Annotated in this window: 16 protein-coding genes, 1 pseudogene and 3 CRISPR repeat arrays (1 of these 20 only partly in view); of the genes and pseudogenes, 15 read left to right on the top strand and 2 right to left on the bottom strand. The window is 67.1% G+C overall.

All coding sequences use genetic code 11. From position 1 onward, the window contains the following. Window positions 1–405: a CRISPR direct-repeat array (repeat unit 28 nt; unit sequence GTGCTCCCCGCGCCCGCGGGGATGATCC); it reaches 538 nt to the left of the window's first position. Window positions 406–777: 372 nt separating this feature from the next. The 15 genes and pseudogenes from cas3 (at window position 778) to AB0M45_RS09125 (ending at window position 22,628) form a co-directional block, all read left to right on the top strand. Beyond that, window positions 778–3,636 carry a CRISPR-associated helicase Cas3' gene (gene cas3 / locus AB0M45_RS09195; RefSeq protein WP_364324904.1) on the top strand — a complete coding sequence of 953 codons (2,859 nt, stop codon included), beginning with the start codon at window positions 778–780 and terminating at the stop codon, window positions 3,634–3,636. Beyond that, the gene (gene casA, locus AB0M45_RS09190; protein WP_364324746.1) at window positions 3,637–5,298 is read left to right on the top strand and encodes a type I-E CRISPR-associated protein Cse1/CasA; all 1,662 of its coding nucleotides are present in this window, start codon (window positions 3,637–3,639) and stop codon (window positions 5,296–5,298) included. Continuing rightward, window positions 5,295–5,933 (top strand): type I-E CRISPR-associated protein Cse2/CasB, encoded by a 639-nt coding sequence (gene casB, locus AB0M45_RS09185; RefSeq protein ID WP_364324743.1) that lies wholly within the window; start codon window positions 5,295–5,297, stop codon window positions 5,931–5,933. The genes casA and casB overlap by 4 nt, the downstream gene beginning before the upstream one ends. Before the next feature lie 23 nt (window positions 5,934–5,956). Continuing rightward, a complete protein-coding gene (cas7e, locus tag AB0M45_RS09180; RefSeq protein ID WP_364324741.1) occupies window positions 5,957–7,078 on the top strand; it encodes a type I-E CRISPR-associated protein Cas7/Cse4/CasC in 1,122 nt (373 codons plus the stop codon). Then, window positions 7,075–7,800 (top strand): type I-E CRISPR-associated protein Cas5/CasD, encoded by a 726-nt coding sequence (gene cas5e, locus AB0M45_RS09175; protein ID WP_364324738.1) that lies wholly within the window; start codon window positions 7,075–7,077, stop codon window positions 7,798–7,800. The genes cas7e and cas5e overlap by 4 nt, the downstream gene beginning before the upstream one ends. A gap of 1 nt (window position 7,801) precedes the next feature. Next, on the top strand, window positions 7,802–8,482 hold the full coding sequence (gene cas6e / locus AB0M45_RS09170; protein ID WP_364324735.1) for a type I-E CRISPR-associated protein Cas6/Cse3/CasE: 681 nt from the start codon (window positions 7,802–7,804) through the stop codon (window positions 8,480–8,482). Beyond that, on the top strand, window positions 8,479–9,429 hold the full coding sequence (cas1e, locus tag AB0M45_RS09165) for a type I-E CRISPR-associated endonuclease Cas1e (protein WP_364324732.1): 951 nt from the start codon (window positions 8,479–8,481) through the stop codon (window positions 9,427–9,429). The genes cas6e and cas1e overlap by 4 nt, the downstream gene beginning before the upstream one ends. Further along, complete coding sequence (cas2e, locus tag AB0M45_RS09160) at window positions 9,426–9,824, top strand: type I-E CRISPR-associated endoribonuclease Cas2e (protein WP_364324729.1); 399 nt, start codon at window positions 9,426–9,428, stop codon at window positions 9,822–9,824. Before cas1e ends, cas2e begins: the two co-directional genes overlap by 4 nt. Window positions 9,825–9,914: 90 nt before the next feature. Continuing rightward, window positions 9,915–13,420: direct repeats of the CRISPR family, unit length 28 nt; unit sequence GTGCTCCCCGCGCCCGCGGGGATGATCC. 282 nt (window positions 13,421–13,702) lie between these two features. Continuing rightward, complete coding sequence (locus tag AB0M45_RS09155) at window positions 13,703–14,542, top strand: alpha/beta hydrolase (RefSeq protein WP_364324901.1); 840 nt, start codon at window positions 13,703–13,705, stop codon at window positions 14,540–14,542. Between the two features lie 354 nt (window positions 14,543–14,896). Further along, on the top strand, window positions 14,897–15,409 hold the full coding sequence (locus tag AB0M45_RS09150) for a hypothetical protein (RefSeq protein ID WP_364324726.1): 513 nt from the start codon (window positions 14,897–14,899) through the stop codon (window positions 15,407–15,409). Window positions 15,410–15,444: 35 nt separating this feature from the next. After that, window positions 15,445–16,875: direct repeats of the CRISPR family, unit length 28 nt; unit sequence GTGCTCCCCGCGCCCGCGGGGATGATCC. 734 nt (window positions 16,876–17,609) lie between these two features. Further along, window positions 17,610–19,111 (top strand): annotated as a pseudogene (locus AB0M45_RS09145) (MFS transporter). Beyond that, window positions 19,108–19,320 carry a copper ion binding protein gene (locus AB0M45_RS09140; protein WP_364324723.1) on the top strand — a complete coding sequence of 71 codons (213 nt, stop codon included), beginning with the start codon at window positions 19,108–19,110 and terminating at the stop codon, window positions 19,318–19,320. Before AB0M45_RS09145 ends, AB0M45_RS09140 begins: the two are co-directional and overlap by 4 nt. 276 nt (window positions 19,321–19,596) lie before the next feature. Beyond that, window positions 19,597–20,019 carry a hypothetical protein gene (locus tag AB0M45_RS09135; protein WP_364324720.1) on the top strand — a complete coding sequence of 141 codons (423 nt, stop codon included), beginning with the start codon at window positions 19,597–19,599 and terminating at the stop codon, window positions 20,017–20,019. Between the two features lie 138 nt (window positions 20,020–20,157). Then, window positions 20,158–21,252, top strand: a complete 1,095-nt coding sequence (locus AB0M45_RS09130) for a PLP-dependent cysteine synthase family protein (protein WP_364324898.1) — start codon at window positions 20,158–20,160, stop codon at window positions 21,250–21,252. Continuing rightward, a complete protein-coding gene (locus AB0M45_RS09125) occupies window positions 21,249–22,628 on the top strand; it encodes an MFS transporter (RefSeq protein ID WP_364324717.1) in 1,380 nt (459 codons plus the stop codon). Before AB0M45_RS09130 ends, AB0M45_RS09125 begins: the two co-directional genes overlap by 4 nt. 296 nt (window positions 22,629–22,924) lie before the next feature. On the opposite strand, the gene AB0M45_RS09120 is transcribed toward AB0M45_RS09125, so the two are convergent. Further along, entirely contained in the window at window positions 22,925–23,467 is a 543-nt protein-coding gene (locus tag AB0M45_RS09120) for a YaeQ family protein (protein ID WP_364324714.1), read from the bottom strand. Window positions 23,468–23,503: 36 nt separating this feature from the next. Next, window positions 23,504–24,082 carry a PfkB family carbohydrate kinase gene (locus AB0M45_RS09115; RefSeq protein WP_364324711.1) on the bottom strand — a complete coding sequence of 193 codons (579 nt, stop codon included), beginning with the start codon at window positions 24,080–24,082 and terminating at the stop codon, window positions 23,504–23,506. Window positions 24,083–24,157: the final 75 nt, after the last annotated feature.

The following is a 24,157-nucleotide window of genomic DNA, read 5'->3' as shown; positions in this document are numbered from 1 at the left end:
GGCCAGGAAACGTGCTCCCCGCGCCCGCGGGGATGATCCGGCATCCTCGGTCGCGAGATCCCCGACCTCCTCGTGCTCCCCGCGCCCGCGGGGATGATCCTCCGATCAGCCAAGCCCGCACCAACTCACTCAAGTGCTCCCCGCGCCCGCGGGGATGATCCGTCCTCTTGGCGTGCCAGGAACTGGACCAGTTCGTGCTCCCCGCGCCCGCGGGGATGATCCGATCTGGTCGCCGAACTGGAACCCGATGCAATCGTGCTCCCCGCGCCCGCGGGGATGATCCGGCACGCCACCGCTCGGACTCGTCCACGAACAGGTGCTCCCCGCGCCCGCGGGGATGATCCACCGATCGTCGCCGAGCGGCGCAGCAGGTAGTGTGCTCCCCGCGCCCGCGGGGATGGTCCGGTGCCGAGGCCGGGTGCCCAAGCACCTGCTCGAGAGCTTCCCGCACCTGCGGGGAATTTCGTTGCCTCGCCTTCGGCCACCCTAAGTGTGTTCATCGTGAATATTGGGCGGCCAGCCTGTCCGGTCTGTGTCACTGCGCTGTTCGGATCCTGGGTTGCAGGCGTCGGTTGGTGGATTCGAATTGACCAAAGTACCTGTGTGGCACACGGGATGGCGGTAGCGTTGCCGGAAGTTGTTTAAAAATGCGCACTATTGGGTAGGGGGCGCGAACGTGTCGGTGGGGAGTGCGAGAGTGCTTCATGTTTCGCGAGCGGCCGCGGCCACCTGTCAATCTGGGGGTGAACTTTGGAGTTGAGTGAGGCTGCACGTTCGGTGTGGGCGAAGTCGCCTAATGCCGAGGGTGGGTGGCTTCCGTTGTGGCAGCACATGGATGATGCTGCCGATGTTGCTGGTCACCTGTTCGACTCGTGGTTGGCGCCGAGTGTGGTCGATCTACTCGCGCGGGAGTTCGGTGGGGACAGGTCGGCGGCGCGTTGTGCTGTGCGGGTTTTGGCGGGTTTGCACGACGTGGGGAAGGCGACTCCGGCGTTCGCGATCCAGCATGAAGGGCTTGCTCAGCGGATGCGGGAGCAGGGCTTGTACATGCCGACGACGCGGCGTGAGCTGGTTGACCGGCAGGTGGCGCACCATACGGTTGCAGGGCATCATCTGCTGATCCGGTGGCTGGTGAAGCAGGGGTGGTCTCGCCGGTCGGCGGTGCCGTGGGGGGTGGTGCTCGGCGGGCACCACGGGGCGCCTCCGGATGTCGATGATCGGATGTTGCCCGAAAGCTACCCGACGCTGTTCGGGGAAGGCTCTTGGGTGCGGGTGCAGGGAGAACTGTTGCACCGCACAGCCGTACGCACCGGTGCACTGAAGTACCTCGAGCGGTGGCGCGAGCTGAGATTGTCGGTGCAGTTTCAGGTCCTCGTGACCGGGATCGTCATCGTGTCCGACTGGATTGCCAGCAACGAGGATCTTTTGCCGTTTCATGCTGATCTGTTGCCGGAGGCTGTCATACGCCCGGAGCGATCCCGTCGTGCGCTTCGGCAGCTCGCGTTGCCGCGGCCGTGGTCACCGTCGGATGTTCCGGTTGATGTCCACCAGCTGTTCGAGTCGCGGTTTCAGCTGCCGCAGGGGGCGAAGCCCCGGCCGGTCCAGGTTGCTGCGTGCGAGGTGGCGCGGGGGATGGCCGAGCCGGGGTTGTTGATCATCGAGGCGCCGATGGGGGAGGGGAAGACCGAGGCGGCGTTAGCGGCAGCGGAGATCCTGGCGCAGCGTTGGGGGGCAGGTGGATTGATGGTTGCGCTTCCGACGCAGGCGACCAGCGACGCGATGTTTCATCGAGTGGTCGACTGGCTGGACACCCTCGGAGCCGACGGTCACGAGGTCGGTGGTTCGATCACCCTGGGGCACGGCAAGGCGCGCTTCAACCGGGTGTTCCAGGGCCTGGTGCGGGCGGGCCGGGTCCGCGACGCGGAGATCGGCTGTGATGAGCATCCGCAGCGTTCATCCAGCAGCCGCGCATCCGCCGGGCACGCTGTGGTTGCTCATTCGTGGTTGTCGGGCCGGAAGAAGGCTCAGCTTGCGAACTTCTCGGTGGGAACGATTGACCAGTTGCTGTTCGCGGGTTTGAAGTCTCGGCATCTGATGCTGCGGCACCTGGGGCTGGCGGGGAAGGTGGTGGTGCTGGATGAGGTACACGCCTACGACGCCTACATGAACTCCTACCTGATGACGGTGTTGGCCTGGCTGGGCGCGTACCGGATGCCGGTGATCGCGCTGTCGGCGACCTTGCCGGCCGATCGTCGGCGGGCGTTGTTGGAGGCGTATCAGCGCGGCTTCGATCGTCACGGAGTGCGGGAGACGGCTGAGGCGACCGGGTATCCGCTCCTGTCGTGGACTGCCGCGAACGTTGTCGACAGCCGGGTCGTAGAACCGTCGGGTCGGCAAACCCGGGTGCACGTCGATGCCCTCGGCGGGGAGGTAGGCGACGACCGCGACGTTCTGATCGCGTTGCTGCGTGATGCGTTGTCCGATGGTGGGTGTGCGCTGGTTGTGCGGAACACTGTTCGTCGGGTGCTGGCAACGACCGAAGCGCTCGAACGGTGTTTTCCCGGTGAGGTAACCGTGGCGCATTCCCGGTTCATCGCCGCCGACCGCATGCGCAAGGACACCGAGTTGCTCGACCGTTTCGGACCCCAGGACCGCGCGCACTCGAGACCGGAGCGGCATATCGTGGTCGCCTCACAGGTGGTTGAGCAGTCACTGGATGTTGATTTCGATCTCTTGGTAACGGATCTGGCGCCGATCGATCTTGTCCTGCAGCGCATGGGGCGACTGCATCGCCACCAGCGCGGCGAGAACCAGTGCGCCCGCCCACCGAAACTACGTAGGGCACAAGCGTTTATCGCAGCGGTGAAGTTCAGCGCCGGTGTGCCGGAGCTGGAGCCGTCCGCGGCGCGGCACGTGTACGGCGAGTATTCCTTGCTGCGTGCGGCGGCGGTGTTGCTGCCGTATCTGGATTCGCAGATCGTCCTTCCCGAGGACATCGGACCTCTGGTGCAGGACGCATACGGTTCCGAGGAACACGGGCCCGACCAGTGGCGAGAGACGATGCACCAGGCGCGGCAACGCTGGCTGGACAAGACTGCTACACGAAAGGCGAACGCGGAAACGTACCAGATCAAACCGCCATCGCGACCGGGTAACGCCATCGTCGGCTGGGTCTCGGCGAATGTCGGCGAGACCGACGACGAACGACAGGGGCAAGGCCAAGTCCGCGACGGAGCTCCCAGCCTGGAAGTCGTCGTCGTCCAGGAAGCGGCTTCCGGTGAATGGTTCACACCGTCGTGGCTGCCCGACGGTGACGGGAATCTGGCAGTGCCGCGCGACGCCACACCGTCAGACGAGCTGGCCTCGATCATCGCGGCTTGTTCGCTACGTCTGCCACTGGAGTTCAGCACCGAGCAGGCCGAAGCCGAACTGTGGGCCGCGACTCCGGAGGAATGGGAGTTCTCACCACTCATCTACCGGCTCCCAGTCCTGGTCATCGACGACAACGGTGACGGCGAAATTGCCGGTCGAACGGTGCACTACAGCCCGGATTTCGGACTGGCCGTGCCGGGGCGCGCCACGGGCGAATCGCTGCTGGAACCAGATCATCTGCCGATAGAAGTGAGCACTCAGTAAATGAGCACCAACCACGACGACCACGGATTCAATCTGCTCGATGATCCCTGGATTATCGCCCTCGGTATCGACGGTCGCGAACGAGAGTTATCGATCGTCGAAGTGCTGGAGCAGGCAGGCGATCTGGCCACGATTGGTGGAGAGGTGGCTACGCAAGCGTTCGCGATCACAAGGTTGCTGCTGGCGGTTGTGCACCGCGCTGTCGAGGGCCCGACCGATGCGGATGAGTGGGAGCAACTCTGGGCGGCTGGTGAACTGCCGGTGGATCGCCTCCGTGCGTATGTGGAGCCGCTGCGGGATCGATTCGACCTGTTCCATCCCGAGACGCCGTTCTTTCAGGTCGCGGGTTTGCGGACGGCGAAGCAGGAGGTGTCGGGGCTGGAGAAGATCGTCGCCGATGTGCCGAACGGGCAACCGTTGTTCACCACGCGGTCGGCGGCGGATCTTCGTCGTATGGAGGCGTCGGAGGCGGCGCGGTGGCTGGTGCACGCGCACGCGTTCGACCCGTCCGGGATCAAGTCGGGTGCAGTCGGCGACGACACCGTGAAGAACGGCAAGGGATATCCCATCGGCACGGGCTGGTCCGGGCAGATCGGGGGAGTGCTGCCGCAGGGCGCGAACCTGCGGGAGACGCTGCTGCTGAACCTTGTTGCCTACGAGGACAACCCATACGTGCGTATTGGCGGCGAAAACGACCTACCGCCGTGGGAGCGCGACCCTAACTCGGCGCAGTGGAAGGAGCGCCCGCCACAGGGAGCCATCGATCTGTACACGTGGCAGACCCGCCGGATCCGATTGGTCGGCGATCAGAGCGGGGTGACCGGGGTGGTGTTGGCCAATGGGGACAGGATTCAGCCACACAACAGGCACGACATGGATCCGCATACGTGCTGGCGCTATAGCGAGCCGCAGTCGAAGAAGCGCAAGGCTGTGGTCTATATGCCGCTGACGCATGATCCGCAGCGTTCGGTGTGGCGGGGTATCGGTGCGATGCTGCCCGCGATCTCCGGCCGCGGCATCCAGCGTGGCAGTGACCCGCAGCCGCGTCTGGCACCCGGAATTCTGCAGTGGATCAGTGATCTAGGGTCCAAAGACCTGCTCCCGGAACGCTACATGCCCCGGCTCCGGATCCTCGGTGCCGAATATGGCGCGCAGAGCGCGACATTCGCCGAAATCATCGAAGACGTCCTGCCGATGTCGGTGCTCGTGCTGCGTGCGGATCGGCCCGCCGCGGGCCAGACCGCGACGAACGCTGTCGACGACGCCGAGAAGACCGCGTTCACGGTGTGGAATTTCGCCGAGAACATTGCCCAGGCGAGCGGCGCAGAGCCGAAATCGGGCGCCGGGGACCGAGCTCGAGAGCAGCTGTACGCCGCGCTTGATGCACCGTATCGGGAATGGCTGGGTTCACTGGTGCCCGGCAGCGACCTGCAAGAAGCTCGCGGCAGGTGGCAACTCGTCGTCTCGAAAGCGACCTACCCAGTGACCGCAGAGCTGATTGTGGCGGCACCGCCGTCGGCGTGGGTGGGGCGAGAGGTCAGCGGTCAGTTGGTCAACGTGCCGCGCGCGGAGCTATGGCTGAATGCGGCGCTGCGCAAAGCACTGCCGCTCGCATACGTCCGGTCGGGCGACTCGACATCGAAGGAGGAGGTGGTGGTGTGACTACCGTGGCAGAGGAAACGGCATCCACGCCCGTACGGCGTCGGCGGCGTCTAGGCCGTCTGGGCACGGTCGTGGATTGGCGGCTGAAACGATTGCAGGAGGAATACCTGCGAGGCTCGCCGGTGGCACGAGCGGAACTGGCGAAGCTGCGCCGTGGTCTGGGCAAGCCTGCAGGTGCGGTCCCGGAGATCTGGGACCTCACCATCGCCATCGTGCCGGCGTCGCTGCACGCCGGTCAATTCGACGACATCCCAAGCATTGCCGAGCAGGCTGCGCATTCGGTGCTCACGTTGTTCGCCGCACACCAGCAATCGATGCCTGTGGCCGCGCATGTCCCGGACGTGTCGTTCGGTGCAGCGGTAGCGATCCTGGCGCAGCAAGATGGACGCAGCGCTGATGCGGTGGCACGTCGGTTCATGGCAGTAGCCACCGCGCAATCCATCGACGAAGTGCTGGTGCACCTCCGCGGCTTGGTTACCCAGCTGCGGTCGGCGCGAAAAGGCTTCGACTACGCGCGGTTGGCCGATGACATCACCGACCTGCTGACCCCTGGCCGCGCTCAGCGTGTGCGGCTGACGTGGGGACGCGACTTCTACCGCGCCCCCGTCCCCGCAGAACCCGAACCCACCGAATGACCATCGAAAGGCCAGCCACCCCGATGAACCGAACCCTGATCGAGCTTCACATCCTGCAGACCGTGCCGCCGAGCAACCTCAACCGCGACGACACCGGCAGCCCGAAAACTGCGATCTACGGCGGTGTACGCCGGGCACGGGTCTCCAGCCAGGCATGGAAACGCGCCACCCGCGTCGCGTTCGACGACCAGCTGGATCGCTCAGAACTCGGAGTACGCACCCGCCGCGTGGTCGAGCTGCTGGCAGCCGCGATCAGCGAACATTCCAAGGATCTGGAGGATCGCTCGATCGAGCTCGCTTCGGAGGTGATGAAGGCGATCGGCATCGTGGTCAAGCCACCGAAGAAGGACGCCACCGAAGAAGCCGGATACCTGGTCTTCCTCAGCAGACACCAGATCCGCGCGCTCGCCGAAGCCGCCATCGCAGCAGCCGAGACTGAGGATGTGCCGAAAGCGCTGCGTGAGGCCAAAGTGAAGGATCTCGCCGACCGCGAACACTCGGTGGATATCGCGCTGTTCGGACGGATGGTCGCCGATCAAGCGGACATGAACGTCGACGCCGCAGTTCAAGTAGCCCACGCCATCAGCGTCCATCCCGTCGAAACCGAGTTCGACTACTTCACCGCCGTCGACGACCACCTCGGCGACGACGAGACCGGCGCCGGGATGATCGGCACCGTCGAGTTCAACTCCTCCACCCTCTACCGGTACGCCACCCTCGACGTCAACCGGCTCAACGACAACCTCGGCGACCACGACGCCACCCGCCACGCTGTCGAAGCGTTCGTCGCGTCATTCGTGCGCTCGATGCCGACCGGGAAACAGAACACCTTCGCCAACCGGACCCTGCCCGAGGCCGTTGTGGTCCTGGTGCGCGACACCCAGCCGATCAACCTCGTTGGTGCGTTCGAAAGCCCGGTCCGCGAAGCGAACACCGGTGGGCGAGTCAAACGAGCCGCCGACGCCCTGCGCGACGAGGCCCGCGAAGTCGAACGCGCCTACGGCGAAACCCCCATCGCCTCCTGGGTGACCCGGCTCGGCTCCGACACCGCAGCCCTGGACGACCTCGGCTCCAACGTTGCCTTCACCGACATGGTCGCCCAGGTGGGAACGCTCGTCGAGACCCGGCTCGGAGCGCCCGCGTGAGCGTGGTCGCCCTGCGGTTGGCCGGCCCGCTGCAATCGTGGGGATCACGAAGCAGATTCGTCCGGCGCGACACCGAGATCGCCCCCACCAAAAGCGGAGTCCTCGGCCTGGTCGCCGCCGCAAAAGGGTTACGCCGCACCGATCCGCTCGAGGCATTGCTGGGGTTGCGGTTCGGTGTCCGCATCGACCAACCAGGGCAACTCGTACGGGATTTCCAGACCGCGCAACAACCCAAACGCGAACGCGACGGATCTATCGGCTGGACCTCACTGCCATTGTCCTACCGCTACTACATCTCCGACGCGGTCTACCTCGTGGTCCTGGAAGGCGACCACGACCTGGTCGCCGCCATCGACGCCGCTATCCGCAGCCCGCAGTTCCCGCTCTACCTCGGACGCCGTTCCTGCCCACCCGCCGGACCGATCGCGCTAGGGGCGTTCGATGAGGATCTCGAGACCACGCTGGCCACGCGGCCGTGGCTGGCAAACACCCGAATGCAGCGGCGCGCCCGCGACCGCATCGTCCGGTTGGCGACTGTCCGCGACGCCGCCGCCGGTGAAACAGCCACCGAGACAATCCGTGACACACCAGTAAGTTTCGACCCGAACCGGCGGCAGTACGAATGGCGCTCCGTAGTCCGCGGCACCGTCGAAGTCGCCAACCTCCACGGCAGCCAAGAACCTGTGGGTGAGCACGACGCCATGTCGGTGTTGGAGGCATGAGATGTTCCTGACCAGGATGCAGATCAACCCCCGCCGCCGGGGTGCCCGCACACTACTGTCCTCCCCACAAGCCCTGCACGCCGCGGTGTGCAGCGGATTCACCGACGCCACACCCACCAACGAAGGACGCGTTCTGTGGCGGCTGGACACCTACGGACCACACCGCGTGATCCTGTTCATCGCCAGCCCGGACAAGCCCGACCTCACCCACATCGTGGAACAAGCCGGATGGCCCACCACACAAGCGTGGGACACCAAACCGTATGACCGGCTGCTGGAAAGACTTACCCTCGGGCAGCAGTGGCAGTTCCGCCTCACCGCCAACCCCGTGCGTGCGGGCCGACGCGAGGGTTGGTCCGACACCAAACCACTCGGTCATGTCACAGTCCGCCAGCAACAACAGTGGCTCCTGGACCGCGCACCACGGCTGGGGTTCCGCGTCATGCCACGCCAAGCACACAACGCCGACGGGGAGGTGGAACTCGCTGTCATCGACCGCGCGGTGCAGCGATTCACCCGAGGAGACAGCCGTGTCACCATTTCCACCGCCACATTCGCGGGCCTACTAGAGGTAACCGACGTGGCTTCCCTGAAACATGCACTCACCTTCGGTATCGGGCGCGCCAAATCGTATGGGTGCGGGCTGCTCACCCTCGCTTACCCGACCACCGCGCCGACATGAGCACCATCGGGCGCCGCCTGTCGGAATCCAGGGAACTGGTGCGGATATCGGATCGGATTTCGTTCCTGTATCTCGATCGCTGCGTGGTCAACCGGGACAGCAACGCCATCACCGCCACCGACGAACGCGGCACCGTGCACATACCGGCCGCTGCCGTGGGAGTGCTGTTACTCGGCCCGGGAACCACTATCACCCACCAAGCGATTTCGCTGATGTCCGACAGCGGCTCGACAGTCGTGTGGGTGGGGGAACGAGGTGTCCGTTACTACGCGCACGGAGTATCGCTTGCACGGTCCTCGCGGCTCTTGCAGGCGCAGGCAGAGGCGGTGACAAACACCCGCACACGGTTGCAGGTTGCTCGGGCGATGTATGCCATGCGGTTTCCGGGTGAGGATGTCTCCGAACTGCTGATGCAGCAGCTACGAGGCCGCGAGGGCGCCAGAGTCCGCGCCGTCTACCGACAGCACTCCGAGCGTACCGGAGTCGAATGGAAGCGCCGTGAGTACGACATCGAGGACTGGGATTCCGGCGAGCCGGTCAATCAGGCACTGTCCGCAGCGAACTCCGCGTTGTACGGAATCGTGCACTCGGTCGTCGTCGCTCTCGGATGTTCACCTGCCCTCGGGTTCGTACACACAGGCCATCACCGCGCGTTCGTCTACGACATCGCCGACCTGTACAAGGCCGAGTTGACGATCCCGATTGCCTTTGACGTCGCGGCCGAGGAGGTCGACGACATCGGTGCTGTGACCCGACGGCGTGTGCGCGACGCCGTGCACGACGGGAAGCTGCTAGAACGATGCGCACGTGACATCCAGCGACTGCTACGTGGCGATAGCACCACGAGTACAGCAGATTTCGACGAACTGGAATTCGAGGTGATCTCGCTGTGGGATGACCGCGACAACCAGGTGGCAGGTGGCGTCGGATACGGAGACGAGTTTTGACGATCGTCGTTCTCACCGCCGTACCACCCGGCCTGCGTGGACACCTCACGCGGTGGCTGCTCGAAATCAGCCCCGGCGTGTTCGTCGGCCACATCTCACCGCGCGTTCGGGACCTCATGTGGCAGCGCGTCGTGGAGTTCGTTGCCGAAGGGCGGGCAATCATGGTGCATTCAGCACGCAACGAACAACGCCTCGCCTTCCAGGTGCACGGTCACGACTGGACCCCGGTCGACCACGATGGACTCATGCTCATGCGCCGCAAAACCGTCCCGGACTACATTCCGGCGACCCAAGCACCGGCCGTTGCGGGCAGCCGAACAGCGAACAATGCCGAGCACCAGTCCGAAACCGTGTGGCGTCGCCGCGCCGCCCGACGAAAGTTCAAACCGAAGTAGCGGCTATGGTGCTGACACTTGGTCCAGCGCCTCTCAAACAAACCGAATGAGAATCGACGATTCCGCTGAGAAACCGCCAGGTCAACAAGTGTGCTCCCCGCGCCCGCGGGGATGATCCGGATCTGGGTGAGTTGCTCGACGGCGCGATCCGCGTGCTCCCCGCGCCCGCGGGGATGATCCGGCGTGGCGCACAGGCACACGAGAACACTGGGCGTGCTCCCCGCGCCCGCGGGGATGATCCCTCGCGGTTCCGGCAACGGTACGGGCGCATCACGTGCTCCCCGCGCCCGCGGGGATGATCCGTACTTCTTGTGGAACTCCCGCAACCCGAGACCGTGCTCCCCGCGCCCGCGGGGATGATCCTGAGTAGCGCTGGCGGACTTCGCGATTGGGGAGGTGCTCCCCGCGCCCGCGGGGATGATCCGCACGATCGAGCTTGCCGATACCCAGAACTCCTGTGCTCCCCGCGCCCGCGGGGATGATCCGCAGGCTGCCTAGACGCGCACTCATGGGCGGATGTGCTCCCCGCGCCCGCGGGGATGATCCTGGTTTTGCGGGGTTTTCGGGAGAGGTGGCGTTGTGCTCCCCGCGCCCGCGGGGATGATCCGTTCGGCTCGGCCTGCGTGGATGCGGTCGGCCCGTGCTCCCCGCGCCCGCGGGGATGATCCTGGTCGCGCCGCGCTGGCGTCCTCGTGCAGAACGTGCTCCCCGCGCCCGCGGGGATGATCCGCCCGCGCGGCGCCGTGACGTTCGATCGCCGCCGTGCTCCCCGCGCCCGCGGGGATGATCCGCCGACCCCGGCCGAGTCCGGTCAGCCGGTCTAGTGCTCCCCGCGCCCGCGGGGATGATCCGACCTCCACAGCAAGGGGTTGCGTACCGGTTGCGTGCTCCCCGCGCCCGCGGGGATGATCCGGCGAGGCTGGACGAGATCGGCGCCCAGTTGGCGTGCTCCCCGCGCCCGCGGGGATGATCCGTATTCCGAGTACGACGAAGACGGTCGGACGAGGTGCTCCCCGCGCCCGCGGGGATGATCCGTACCGCCGGTTCGTCGGCTTGCCGGTCGCTTTGTGCTCCCCGCGCCCGCGGGGATGATCCTCCTTGTGCCACGGCCCCGGCACCGGATGAATCGTGCTCCCCGCGCCCGCGGGGATGATCCGGTAGTAGACGACGGGATCGGATTGGCTGGTGAGTGCTCCCCGCGCCCGCGGGGATGATCCGGTCCCGCACGGATGTGTCCTGATCATTGCAGAGTGCTCCCCGCGCCCGCGGGGATGATCCTCGGTAGAGCAACTGCAAACCCCGGTCAGCAACGTGCTCCCCGCGCCCGCGGGGATGATCCGGCGCCTGCGGGCCTGGCCATAGTTCGAGTTGTGTGCTCCCCGCGCCCGCGGGGATGATCCGGCTGCCGCGCTGCCGGGCGCACAAACCTATACGTGCTCCCCGCGCCCGCGGGGATGATCCGTCGCCCGACTCGTCAACGCCCTCGACCCCATCGTGCTCCCCGCGCCCGCGGGGATGATCCTCTGTGGATGGCAGAGCCATTGGAGTTGTCTCCGTGCTCCCCGCGCCCGCGGGGATGATCCGCCCGGGAAGGGCGAGCTGAAGGCGGTGACCGATGTGCTCCCCGCGCCCACGGGGATGATCCGTGCCGCAACTGCCACAACGTCTGGGACCAAGAGTGCTCCCCGCGCCCGCGGGGATGATCCGGTCTGGGTGTCGTACCTGACGGGCGGTGCAGGGTGCTCCCCGCGCCCGCGGGGATGATCCTTGAAAAGAGGTATCCCGTGGCCGCTACTTTGCGTGCTCCCCGCGCCCGCGGGGATGATCCGCTCTCGGAGGCACTCGAAGCGATCGAGCGGGCGTGCTCCCCGCGCCCGCGGGGATGATCCTTGCTCCTGCTCGGCGGCGTGCAGCCACATGCGGTGCTCCCCGCGCCCGCGGGGATGATCCGGCCTCGGTGACCAGGTCGTAGAGGACGTACTCGTGCTCCCCGCGCCCGCGGGGATGATCCGGTCCGAGCCCACGGCACCTGTGGTGACAGTGCGTGCTCCCCGCGCCCGCGGGGATGATCCTACGGGCCATCGGCGATCGCCTCTTCGATATGGGTGCTCCCCGCGCCCGCGGGGATGATCCGAACTGTGGGGTGATCTTCGCGGTGCCGGTGTCGTGCTCCCCGCGCCCGCGGGGATGATCCGCATACGTTGTCCGGCACAGCGCTGATGTTGATGTGCTCCCCGCGCCCGCGGGGATGATCCGCCCCCCTACTCCCGATGGAATGGCACGAGTACGTGCTCCCCGCGCCCGCGGGGATGATCCACGACCGGTCTATCGCTGGCATCTCGGTACGCAGTGCTCCCCGCGCCCGCGGGGATGATCCGCGGTCGCGGGAGGGTCGGCGCAGGATGGTGACGTGCTCCCCGCGCCCGCGGGGATGATCCGTTACTCACAGGTAGCGTCGGCATTGTGCTTCTGTGCTCCCCGCGCCCGCGGGGATGATCCGGGCGGCAAACGGGAGAAGCTGACCGACCTCGGGTGCTCCCCGCGCCCGCGGGGATGATCCGACGCTGAAATCGCGCCTGGACTCGGTGAAGTGGTGCTCCCCGCGCCCGCGGGGATGATCCGGTTCCCGTGGGTGTGGTACTTCGAGGGCGAGTGTGCTCCCCGCGCCCGCGGGGATGATCCGGCGGTCTGGGCTCCGGGGCGATCGCTCTGGACGTGCTCCCCGCGCCCGCGGGGATGATCCGGCGTCCTCGGTCGCGAGATCCCCGACTTCCTCGTGCTCCCCGCGCCCGCGGGGATGATCCGCTATCGCCGCGTTCGGCGAATCGCTCCAGCAGGTGCTCCCCGCGCCCGCGGGGATGATCCGCAGTGACGGCGAAACGGGCCCTGGAGCACGTCGTGCTCCCCGCGCCCGCGGGGATGATCCTCCGCCGCCCAGCTCGCTCGACAATCCACGTCAGTGCTCCCCGCGCCCGCGGGGATGATCCCGTGATCTGCAGGTGCTGATTCGGGCTGGTGCCGTGCTCCCCGCGCCCGCGGGGATGATCCGCCAGTTGGTCAGTGTTGGACGCAAATTCGTACGTGCTCCCCGCGCCCGCGGGGCGATCCGGCATCCGGCGGGCCGGCCAGCATGTAGAGATCGTGCTCCCCGCGCCCGCGGGGATGATCCGATCACCGACAGCGATATGCCCAACGCCCGCTTGTGCTCCCCGCGCCCGCGGGGATGATCCGCCGTACGACGAGTACGAGAAGACCGCCCGCAAGTGCTCCCCGCGCCCGCGGGGATGATCCGAACGAGAACGCCATCGGGTTCGCCACGGTGCCGTGCTCCCCGCGCCCGCGGGGATGATCCTTCAAGATCTTCTGTGACCGGATCGGCGCTGGTGTGCTCCCCGCGCCCGCGGGGATGATCCGCACCCCGGCCGGTGACGTCGTCGCGGGCGTCGGTGCTCCCCGCGCCCGCGGGGATGATCCTTTGTGGCTGGGCACCAGCGTGGAGAACGGTGCGTGCTCCCCGCGCCCGCGGGTCTGATCCTCCCAGACCTAAGCCGACGCCCTGGCATCGCGAGTGCTCCCCGCGCCCGCGGGGATGATCCGAAGACCGCCCAGCGCGCCTCGATACGCGAGCGGTGCTCCCTGTCAGCGGCCACCGGGAGTTCCCCAAGTACGGCCAGTTGCGACTCCCCGTGAGCGGCCAGTTGTGGCGACATGGCATACCGCGAGCATTCAGTCGGGACAACCGCTCTTGTCGGGTTCGTGGCGATTGCGGGAGTGGACGCGATCTCGGCTGCACCGATGACTTTGGGGTGAACCTGTCGTCGACACCTCTGGAGATACCGACAGACAGGAGTCCAGGCATGGGACCGTTTCGGTTGGGCATGACGTCGGTGCGGGCGAACGGTGTCGATCTCGGCATCGAGAGCTTCGGCCGCGAGGACGATCCGCTGGTCGTGCTGGTCGGTGGCACAACAATGTTGTCCTGGCCCGACCCGCTGTGCGAGCGGCTCGCCTCGGGCGGGCGGCGCGTGGTCCGCTACGACCTGCGTGACTCCGGCGCGTCGACGACCCTCGACCCGGAGAACCCGGCCTACGACCTGCGGGATCTCGCCGCCGACGCTGTCGCGCTGGTCGAGGTGCTCGGCGCCGGGACCGCCCACCTCGGTGGTGTCGGCGTCGGCGGGATGGTCGCTCAGGTCGCCGCGCTGGACCACCCGGACATGTTCTCCGCACTGACTCTCGTCGGCACCCGGCCGGTGGCGCCGGGCCCGGTCGACGAGGACCTGCCCGACCACGACCGCGCGGTCATGGGCGCGCTGTTCTCCCGCCCGCGGCCGGACTGGACCGACCGAGATGCTGTCGCGGCGTTCGCCGCCGAGGGCGCCGAGCCGATGGGTAACGATCCGCAGCAGGCGCGGGCGACGGCGGTCCGAATCTGGGACCGGACACCGTCGAGCGATCCCGCGGTGCACCAGGCGAACCAGCTCGGGATGGTGTTCTCCCGGATCGACTGCGCCCCGCGCTGGCGGGAGCGGCTCGGTGAGCTCGACGTGCCCACGCTCGTGGTGCACGGTCGCGCCGACCCGTTCTTCCCGGTCGGCAACGGTGAGGTCCTCGCCGCCGAAATCCCTGGGGCGCGACTGCTCGTCCTCGACGACATGGGCACCGCTCTGCGCCACGCCGCGGCCGACCAGATCGCTGCCGCCATGCTCGCCCTGTAAACGGCCCGGCTGGGGAGGCATCCCGCGCCAGCGGAACGCACCGTAATGCCGCTGATCGCGCTGACCGAACCGGCCCGGCGCGGCACCTCGGAAGATCAACGAGCAGTAGTGCGCGTCCGACGCTGACCGATCGCACCATCATGCCGAGTACAGGGCGTCCGCAGGAGCGTGTACACGACCTCGACTGCACCGATGAATTTCAGGTGGCTCCCTCGTCGCAACTTGTGGATAGACCGAAAGACAGGAGTCCAGACATGACCGACCTGCCGACGTGGCGAAAGCGCGTGCGCCGCAGCGGCCATGGCGGGCACCAGGTTCTGAGTCGCTTTCACGCGGAACCGAAGGAGTCCGACCATGGCGGTGATCGAAGACGTCAGCCCACTGGGGGCCGAGTTGGAACGCTCGTACCAGGTCTATGTACATGGCAGGCTGAAGTTCCGCGTCAAGCAAATTGTCTACGTGACGTTCTCACTCGACGAGACCGTGATGGGCTTCGCGTTCCCCAGGCAGGAGCGAGCGGCGCTCGTCGCGAGCGAGCCGCACAAGTTTCAGATGCCATCGGCATCGGACATGCGCTTCAACTGGATCGAGTCCAACCTCGCGGCCCTGGACCCGACCGAGGCCCGTGAACTCGTCGTCGATGCTTGGCGCATGGTCGTCCCCAAGAAACTTTCCCGCGCTTACGATCTCGCTTATCCCCAAGGGCCGGTCCGAGGCTCGGACTACACAAATCCGGTCGTCGACGTCGCCGCACATGAACGTCACGCGGGTGCACCCGAGCGCGCGCTCATGCCGCATTTCGCCCAGCTTCCGCCCCCCGATCGTTTGCTACTTGCTAGCCCAGGCGGCCAGATAGCTCTCCGCTAAGTGGCCGTAAGTGGGGAATTCCAACTGGCCGCTGACAGCTCCCCGCGCCCGCGGGGATGATCCGTAGTCGAAGAGCTGCTCGCGAGCTGTCTCCCGGTGCTCCCCGCGCCCGCGGGGATGATCCGCCCCGCCCCCGGACACGCAACTGCTGCCGACAGTGCTCCCCGCGCCCGCGGGGATGATCCGAGATATCTGACATGACCGCCATGACCGACCTGGTGCTCCCCGCGCCCGCGGGGATGATCCTGCGTGGGCGCAGATGGCCGGTCGGCGCATCCTGTGCTCCCCGCGCCCGCGGGGATGATCCGGAGCAACCATCATGACCAACACCCTTTCCGATGTGCTCCCCGCGCCCGCGGGGATGATCCATCGCCGGCGTTGCCGACCGGGCCCCGGCGTACGTGCTCCCCGCGCCCGCGGGGATGATCCAAGCCTTGCGCGGAGTTGATCGTGCGGGCATAGGTGCTCCCCGCGCCCGCGGGGATGATCCTAAATACCATGACTGGTCGGGTTGCATCCGTGCCGTGCTCCCCGCGCCCGCGGGATGATCCGGCGCCGCCGAGCATCGGTCCCGCGCCGTCGCGGTGCTCCCCGCGCCCGCGGGGATGATCCGTTTGCGAAGCGGTGGAAGCGAGCGGACCGAATGTGCTCCCCGCGCCCGCGGGGATGATCCGCTGCGGGGATGCACCTACCAGTTCCCGCACCGGTGCTCCCCGCGCCCACGGGGATGATCCGGGGCTGGACCCGTATACCCGATGGTTCACCACGTGCTCCCCGCGCCCGCGGGGATGATCCGCAAGGGCTGGCTTCCCAGTGTCCTGTTGTCCAGTGCTCCCCGCGCCCGCGGGGATGATCCGTCGCCAACGTGGCCCCGATTCCCGGATTGCCGGTGCTCCCCGCGCCCGCGGGGATGATCCGGGCTCGGCTGGGCCGCTGGTTACCGCGTTGGCGTGCTCCCCGCGCCCGCGGGGATGATCCAATGAAGCCATATGGGGTCCGCGGGGATCAGTAGTGCTCCCCGCGCCCGCGGGAATGATCTGGAAGTTGCGCGCGGGGATCGGCTCGAGATCGAGTGTTCCCCGCGCCCGCGGGGATGATCCGTTATGAGTTGCACTGCGCAAGTGAGGGCGGCCGTGCTCCCCGCGCCCGCGGGGATGATCCGGTGGCCTTGGGGAAGCAGTACGGCTTGAAGATGTGCTCCCCGCGCCCGCGGGGATGATCCGGTGTCCCCCAACGGGTTCGATTCGGGTCGGGTGTGCTCCCCGTGCCCGCGGGGATGATCCGCCCACGGTGTCCGCCCATCCAGCGAGGAGTACGTGCTCCCTGCGCCCGCGGGGATGGTCCGGACGAGGCCAAACTCGCTCGTATCTCCAGGCCGTGCTCCCCGGCGCCCGCGGGGATGATCCATCGGCCAGGTATTCGGCATTGCGTGAGAAGTCGTGCTCCCGCGCCCGCGGGGATGATCCAGTGCAAGTGCTGGTGCACGAGCACCGACTGGACACCACGAGAACGCCGCCGACATGGTCGAGCATCTGCATCTGCATCGGCGCGGCCACGACCGGCCTGTTCCGTGTCTGGCCGGTGGAGGGAAACAGATTTCCTTGCTAGACCTTTACTGGACCCTTTGGCTCGAATACGACCGAAGACATCGCTATGGAACTGTACGGTCCTGACCGTCATCTGTGCAGGTAGAGCTACGGAACCGAAGCCATCGGAATAGGCATGTATCGCTGTCTGTCATAACCCAGAGGTCGCAGGTTCAAATCCTGTCCCCGCTACAGACGGCCCAGGTCGGAGAGATTGCAAACTCTCCAGCCTGGGCCATTTTTCGGTCTAGTAGACCCTTACCGGACCATTTGGCCCGGGAAAGACCGCATCCTGGATCACGCCGGCCGTCTTCCCGCTGGGTTGGCGTCGGGCAGCGTAGGTGTTCGGGTCGTTGGCCGCGGCCCTCGACGCCCAGTGCTCGCGTGCGCACGGTTCGACGGCGGCCGACCAGCTCCAGGTCACCTGTCAGCTCCCACGCCTGGATCACTGATTTCCTCAGTGATTCGAACATTCGATCCACAGACTGCCGGGCCCACAACCGCGCCCGAGCACTGGTCGGATGCGACCGAGTAACACCTCTTGTCATAGATACCCTACGGGGGTATCGTATCGACTCATTCGAAATTCGCTCGGAAGAACGGAAGTAGTTGTCATGAGTACGCAGACACAACCCGCCACCGCCCGGCGGTGGTGGGCCTTGGCGGTGATCGCCGCCGCTCAGTTCATGGTCATCATGGACACCTCGATCATCGGGATCGCGCTGCCGAAGATGCAGGCCGAACTCGGTTTCTCTCAGGAAAATCTGTCCTGGGTCTTCAACGCCTACGTGATCGCTTTCGGCGGCTTGCTGCTCCTAGGCGGAAGATTGTCGGACCTGCTCGGCGCGCGGCGGGTGTTCGCGGCGGGCTGGGTGGTGCTGCTCGCGGGTTCGGTCATCGCGGGCGCCGCGGGCACTGTGACGATCGAGCTGGCGGGACGGGCGATCCAGGGCGGTGGTGCGGCCCTCATCGCCCCTTCGGCTCTGACCCTGCTGATGATGCTGTTCGGCGCCTCGCCGCAGGAATTGACGAAGGCGCTCGCTGTTTACGGCGCCGCGGCGCCCGCCGGCGGCACCGCGGGGTGTTCCTCGGCGGTGTCATCACCGAATACATCAGCTGGCCTTGGGTTTTCTACATCAATATCCCGATCGCCATCGTGGCGTTGATCGCCGTTCCCGCTTTGATGCCTGCCGCTGCGGCGCGCTCCGGATCGGTGGACCTGCTCGGTTCGGTTACCGTCACCGCGGGGTTGGCCGCCGCCGTCTACGCCATCGTGCAGGCACCGGAGGTCGGCTGGGCTTCAGGGCAGACCTGGGGTGTCCTCGCCGTCGCGGCGGCACTGCTGGCCGGATTCGTGTTCATCCAGTCGCGCCGTACCGAACCGCTGATGCGGCTGGGCATCTTCCGCGCCCTGAACCTGGCCGCCGCCAATATCGCGCAGCTGCTGCTGGGCGCCGCGTGGGTGCCGATGTGGTTCTTCCTGAACCTCTATCTGCAGCAGGTGCTCGGTTACAGCGCCTTTCCCTCGGGTGCGGCGCTGTTGCCGATGACGACCTTGATCATGCTCGGCATGGTGGTGCTGGCTCCGCGGGCGATGCAGCGATTCGGCGCGAAGCCGATGATCGTGACCGGTCTGATCGTGCTCGGACTCGGGTTGGCGATCATGTCGCTGGTGCGTCCGACGGGCAATTTCTGGGTCGATGTCCTGCCCGCCTCGCTCGTGGCGGCCGGCGGTATGTCGCTGGCCTTCATTCCCTCCCTCGGTACCGCGATCTCCGCGGCCTGCCCGGAGGAGGGTGGTCTGGCCTCGGGCATCGTCAACGTCAGCTACCAGGTCGGATCCGCCGTCGGGCTGGCCGCGATGACCGCCGTCGCCGCCGCTTTCGGCGCGGACCAGACCGGTGACCTACCGGAATTGACCAACGGGTTCTCCGCCGCCTTCCTCGGCGCGGCCGTCATCGCCCTGGCGGGCGCGGGCATCACCGCGGTGACCATGCGCGCCACCGCACCGGAACAGATCACCCAACCGCTTGACAAGATACCCCCTAGGGGTACTGTTACGGCCAGCGAGTTCAGCGGCGGAAAGCCGTTATGGCACAAGGAGGCAACACCATGAGCACCACGACCACCACCGTGACGGTCACCGGCATGACCTGCGGTCACTGCGTCTCGTCGGTCCGCGAGGAGGTCGGAAGGATCGACGGCGTCACGTCCGTCGATGTCGACCTCGCCAGTGGACTGGTCACGATCGCCAGTGCGGCGCCCGTCGGGCGCGACGCGATCGCCGCGGCGGTCGATGAGGCCGGTTACCGACTCGCCGACTGATCACCTACCCGCATCATCTGGAACAACGAGCCTCCCGATGAGTGCAACCAGCAAGGTCGCCGACTTCGCCCCCGAAGGCGGCGAGAACCTCACACGGGGCGCCGATCTGCGGGTCGCGGGCAACTACGACGTCCAGCCACTGCCCGAACCGGCGACCACCACCATCCGCGCAGTAGCTCGACCCGGGTGGGGGCGGCATACACGCCGTCCCCACCCAGCCATTGGTGCGCGAATCGTTTACTCATCCGTTGCTACGATTGGTTCACTGTGAGCGTCATGGGTCGATTGCTGCGAGGCAGCCATGTTGCGGCACTGCTGATGGCAATGTTGCTTGTAGCGCCGATGATCGACTGTGCGCTGTTGGGTGACGCTGGACATCTGCATCCGCATTCGACGCCCGCTTCGGCCGCCGGGCATGTCACACATTCTGTGTCGGCGGATCTCGAGCATGGGGTCATCGACCTTTTCGACGATGACTGCGGTCCGCATATCGTCCACTGCATCGTCAAGTCGGTGCTGCCCGGCACCGCGGCCGGCCTGCTGGTGGTGCAGCTGTTGACCTTGATCCTGGCTGCAGTCGTGGTTGTCGCGACCGCTCTGTGGTCCACCGGCGGTGGTATGCGTGGCCCGCCGGTGGCGTGTCTGCCCGTTGTCGATGGCCGCGACATACTCACGCGGTTCTGTATCTCGCGACGCTGATCGGTCAGTGCCGAGCCGACGCCTTGCTGTGTTGTCGGCTGGTGTTCCTGCCCGCTCACGTCTTCGCCGCCTCGTTGCGGCGGTCTCGATACAGGAAGCGACAAGATGAACAAGGTTGTGCTGCACAATCCCAGGCAGATGCCCGCGGCTCTCGGCACCGCGCCGGATGCTGCTCGGCAGCCGCGCGATGTGGTGGGAAATACCCCGGTGCTGTGGGTGGGCGCGCCCTTGGCGCCCGCAGGCCGCGGGTTCTGGGCCAAGCTGGAAGGATTCAATCCCGGCGGTATGAAGGATCGCCCGGCGCTGCACATGGTGCGCCGCGCCGAGGAACGCGGTGACCTGGCGCCGGGGGCGCGGATTATCGAATCCACCAGCGGCACACTTGGTTTGGGTTTGGCACTGGCGGGGATGGCCTATCGGCACCCGGTGACTGTGGTGACCGATACAGGTCTGGAGCCGATCGTCGCGCGGATGCTCGCGGCTTACGGGGCGCGGGTAGATCTGGTGGCGCAGCCGCATCCGACCGGAGGCTGGCAGCAGGCGCGCCGCGACCGGGTGAGCGAACTGCTCGATCGGGAACCCGGTGCGTGGTGCCCGGACCAGTACACCAATCCGGACAACGTCGCCGGTTACGAATCCCTGGCGCTCGAGCTGATCGAACAGCTCGGTGGAGTGGATGTGCTGGTGTGCGCGGTGGGTACCGGTGGGCACTCGGCGGGAGTGGGGCGGGTGCTGCGCCGGTTCAACCCGGACCTCGAGTTGATCGGCGTGGACACGGTGGCCTCGACGATCTTCGGCCAACCGGCGGGTCCCCGCCTGATGCGGGGTCTAGGATCCAGCATCTACCCGGCGAATGTCGACTACGACGCCTTCGACGAGGTGCATTGGGTGGCGCCATCGGAGGCGGTGTGGGCCTGCCGCGCCCTGGCCGCCACGCACCATGCCTCCGGCGGCTGGAGTGTCGGTGCCGTGGCGTTGGTCGCGGGCTGGGCCGCCCGTACCTGCGATGACGACGCTCGGATCGCGGCGGTGTTCCCGGACGGCCCGCACCGCTACTTCGACACCGTCTACAACGACGCCTACTGCCACGAACACGGTCTGCTCGACGCCGACCCGCCGGTGGAACCGGACACCATCGCACATCCGGCCGAGCGGGTGGTCCGTTCCTGGACTCGCTGCACCACAGTCGTCGATCCGCGCCGCTGGGCCACGGGCGGGAAGTCGGCCTCGTGACGGTGTTCCGGAAATTCCGTAGTTTCGACCTCGCCGCCAGGTTGTTGATGGTCAACCAGTTCGGCATCAACCTGGGCTTCTACATGCTGATGCCCTATCTGGCCGGATACCTGGCCGGTCCGCTCGGGTTGGCGGCGTGGGCGGTCGGGCTCGTGCTGGGTGTGCGGAACTTCTCCCAGCAGGGCATGTTCCTCCTCGGCGGCACCCTGGCCGACCGGCTCGGCTACAAGCCGCTGATCGTCGCGGGTTGCCTGCTGCGCACCGGCGGTTTCGCGCTGCTGGTGTTCGCCACCTCGCTGCCGGGATTGCTGATCGCGTCGGCGGCGACGGGTTTCGCGGGAGCGCTGTTCAATCCGGCGGTGCGCGCCTATCTGGCGGCCGATACGGGGGAGCGGCGGGTGGAAGCGTTCGCGGTGTTCAACATCTTCTATCAGGCGGGCATCCTGGCTGGACCGCTGGTAGGCCTGGCACTGATGGCCCTGGATTTCCGGGTGACCGCGGGCGCTGCGGCAGTGGTGTTCGCGGCGCTGACGGTGGCGCAGTTGCTCGCGCTGCCCGCGCGTCGGGCCGAGGTGGCGATCGAGAAGACCCGAGTGCTCGATGATTGGCGCGGGGTAGCCGGTAATCGGCGGTTTGTGTGGTTCGCGGTGGCGATGATCGGCTCGTATGTGCTGTCGTTCCAGGTGTATCTCGCGCTGCCGCTGCAGGCGGAATTCATCGCGGGCGCACGATCGCAGCTGGTGGTGTCGGCGGTGTTCGTGGTGTCGGGAGTGGTGGCTGTGGCCGGACAGTTGCGTATTACCGGATGGTTCGCCGCGAGGTGGGGTACCGGGCGCAGCTTGGTCGTCGGGATGGGCATTCTTGCGGCGTCGTTCCTGCCCTTGATGGTGATCCCGGACTCGCAGCGATTCGGTACCGGTGCTGCGGTCGCGGCGCTGCTGGTGTCGGCTTCGTTGCTGGCCGTGGGCACGGCGGCGGTGTTTCCGTTCGAGATGGATACTGTCGTGTCACTGGCGGGCGGAAAGCTGGTCGCGACCCACTACGGCTTCTACAACACGGTGGTGGGTGTCGGCATCTTGGCGGGCAACCTCGCCACCGGCGCGGTCGTCGGAGCCGCCCGCGACCTCGGCGCGGACTGGGCGGTGTGGCTCGGGCTCAGCCTGATCGGTGTGATCGCGGCCCTCGCACTGCACCGGCTCGACCGGCCCCAACCCCCCTCGCACAGCGCAGTCAGCACCGGTCGGTCCTTGTCCGGGAAGCCCACCGGCCGTCACCGCCCGCTCACCGACAGGGCGAAGCCGGAGCCGGTGCCGACCGGTCGGACGCCGGAGACAGGCCCTCACCACACGCCCGCCAATGCGGCGAACGCGGAGTGAGAGCCCACCGGTGAGTGCACAGGCCTGTAGCCCACCAGGACTGAGCGGCGATAGTACCGCCACGAGCGGCACAGGCCGCGAGCGTGCGGACGGGCGCCCGGTTTGCCCGGGCGCCCGTCTGGTGATCGCGGCTAGTGCTGGTGTGAAAGGCGGATCGGCGCGCTCTCGAAAGGTTCGGGAGTGGTGACCCGGTCGAGCCACAGCGAAAACAGAGGCTGCGCCGCCGAGCCAGATGCCGAGTGCCGAGGGTGAAGGCGGAGATGTTGGCCGGCCGCCCGTGGCTTCGCCGAGCAGGACTATCCGAACCGATGCTCGGCGATCGATGTGCTGAGCGCCGTGCCGTTGAGCTCCAGGTACAGCACGCGCTCCGTTATGGACATGGTGACGCTGTTGCGACGTTCGATCGCGGCGACGGCGGAACCGACGAAGTCGCTGTCGAAGCTGTACAGCGGGATCGCTTCGGCGCGATGGATCCGCTTGCCGTCGAGGTGCGCGAGCACCTTGACGGGGTCGCGATGGGTGTAGATGGCGACCCGCTGCGCCAGCTTGCTGCCTCGGTGCACGCGTTCCGCGTCGGGCGCGCCTACTTCGACCCATGCGGTGAGACGTCCGGTGCGATCGCGCACCAGTACCGCGGGCTCGTCGGTGGACGACACACCGCCGTCGCTGAAGGCGATGCCCTCTTCGTACTCGAGGCAGTAGGCCAGCAGTCGCGTGACCATGAACTCCGCGGTTTCGGACGGATGACGCGCTACCCGCAACGTCAGCTCCTGATAGACGTCACGGTCGACGTCGGCCAGTTGGACGGCGAAGTTGTGCAGAGTCGCGTTGAGGGCCATAGCAGCAGCAGCTTAAGCGACCCTGCGCTCGGGCTGTCACATCGGATATTCCGGGATCCGCGGCGCGACAGGCGCATGGTCCGGGGGGGAAGCGAGTGCGGACGCCGCACCGCTGTTGACGAACTCCGTCGCCGCCGCGACGGCGAGTTGCACCGCCTTCTCCACATCCGCGCCGTCGGCCAGCGCGCCGTCCGCGGCAGCGGCGAATCGGTCGCCAGCGCCGCAGGTATCGGATCGCGGGCTCATGAGCAGTCCGGACGGCGTCGGGATGTGCAGGACATCTCGACGGCCGCGGCAGAACAGCATCGCGCCCTCCGCGCCCAGCGTCACCGCGACCGCCTGCGCGGACCAGCGCTCGGTCAGTGTTCGGGCGGCCCGGCGGGGACCCGGCGTGCCGGAAACGAACCGCTGCGCCTCGTCGCGGTTCGGGGTCGCCAATGTGGCGCCGCGGATCGGCACCGGCCCTCTGGGGTGTGGGTCCCAGACGAGCGGAATCTGTCCCGCCCGTGCCTCGAGCAGCGCCCTGACCTGTGGATGGGCCGCGGCGCCGCGGCCGTAGTCCGCGACGAGTACCGCTCGTGCCGCATCGATCGCCGCATGCACGTCGTCGCTCAACGGGTCCGCGGTGACACCGCCGTCACCGAAGTCGAGCCGGGTGATCGTCGCCAGTCTCCGATGCTTGTTCTCGAC

The organism is Nocardia sp. NPDC051787 (genome assembly GCF_040681325.1).
Classification (GTDB): domain Bacteria; phylum Actinomycetota; class Actinomycetes; order Mycobacteriales; family Mycobacteriaceae; genus Nocardia.
The sequence above is the reverse complement of the archived record's forward strand: the minus strand, read 5'-3'. Positions and strand labels throughout refer to the sequence as shown.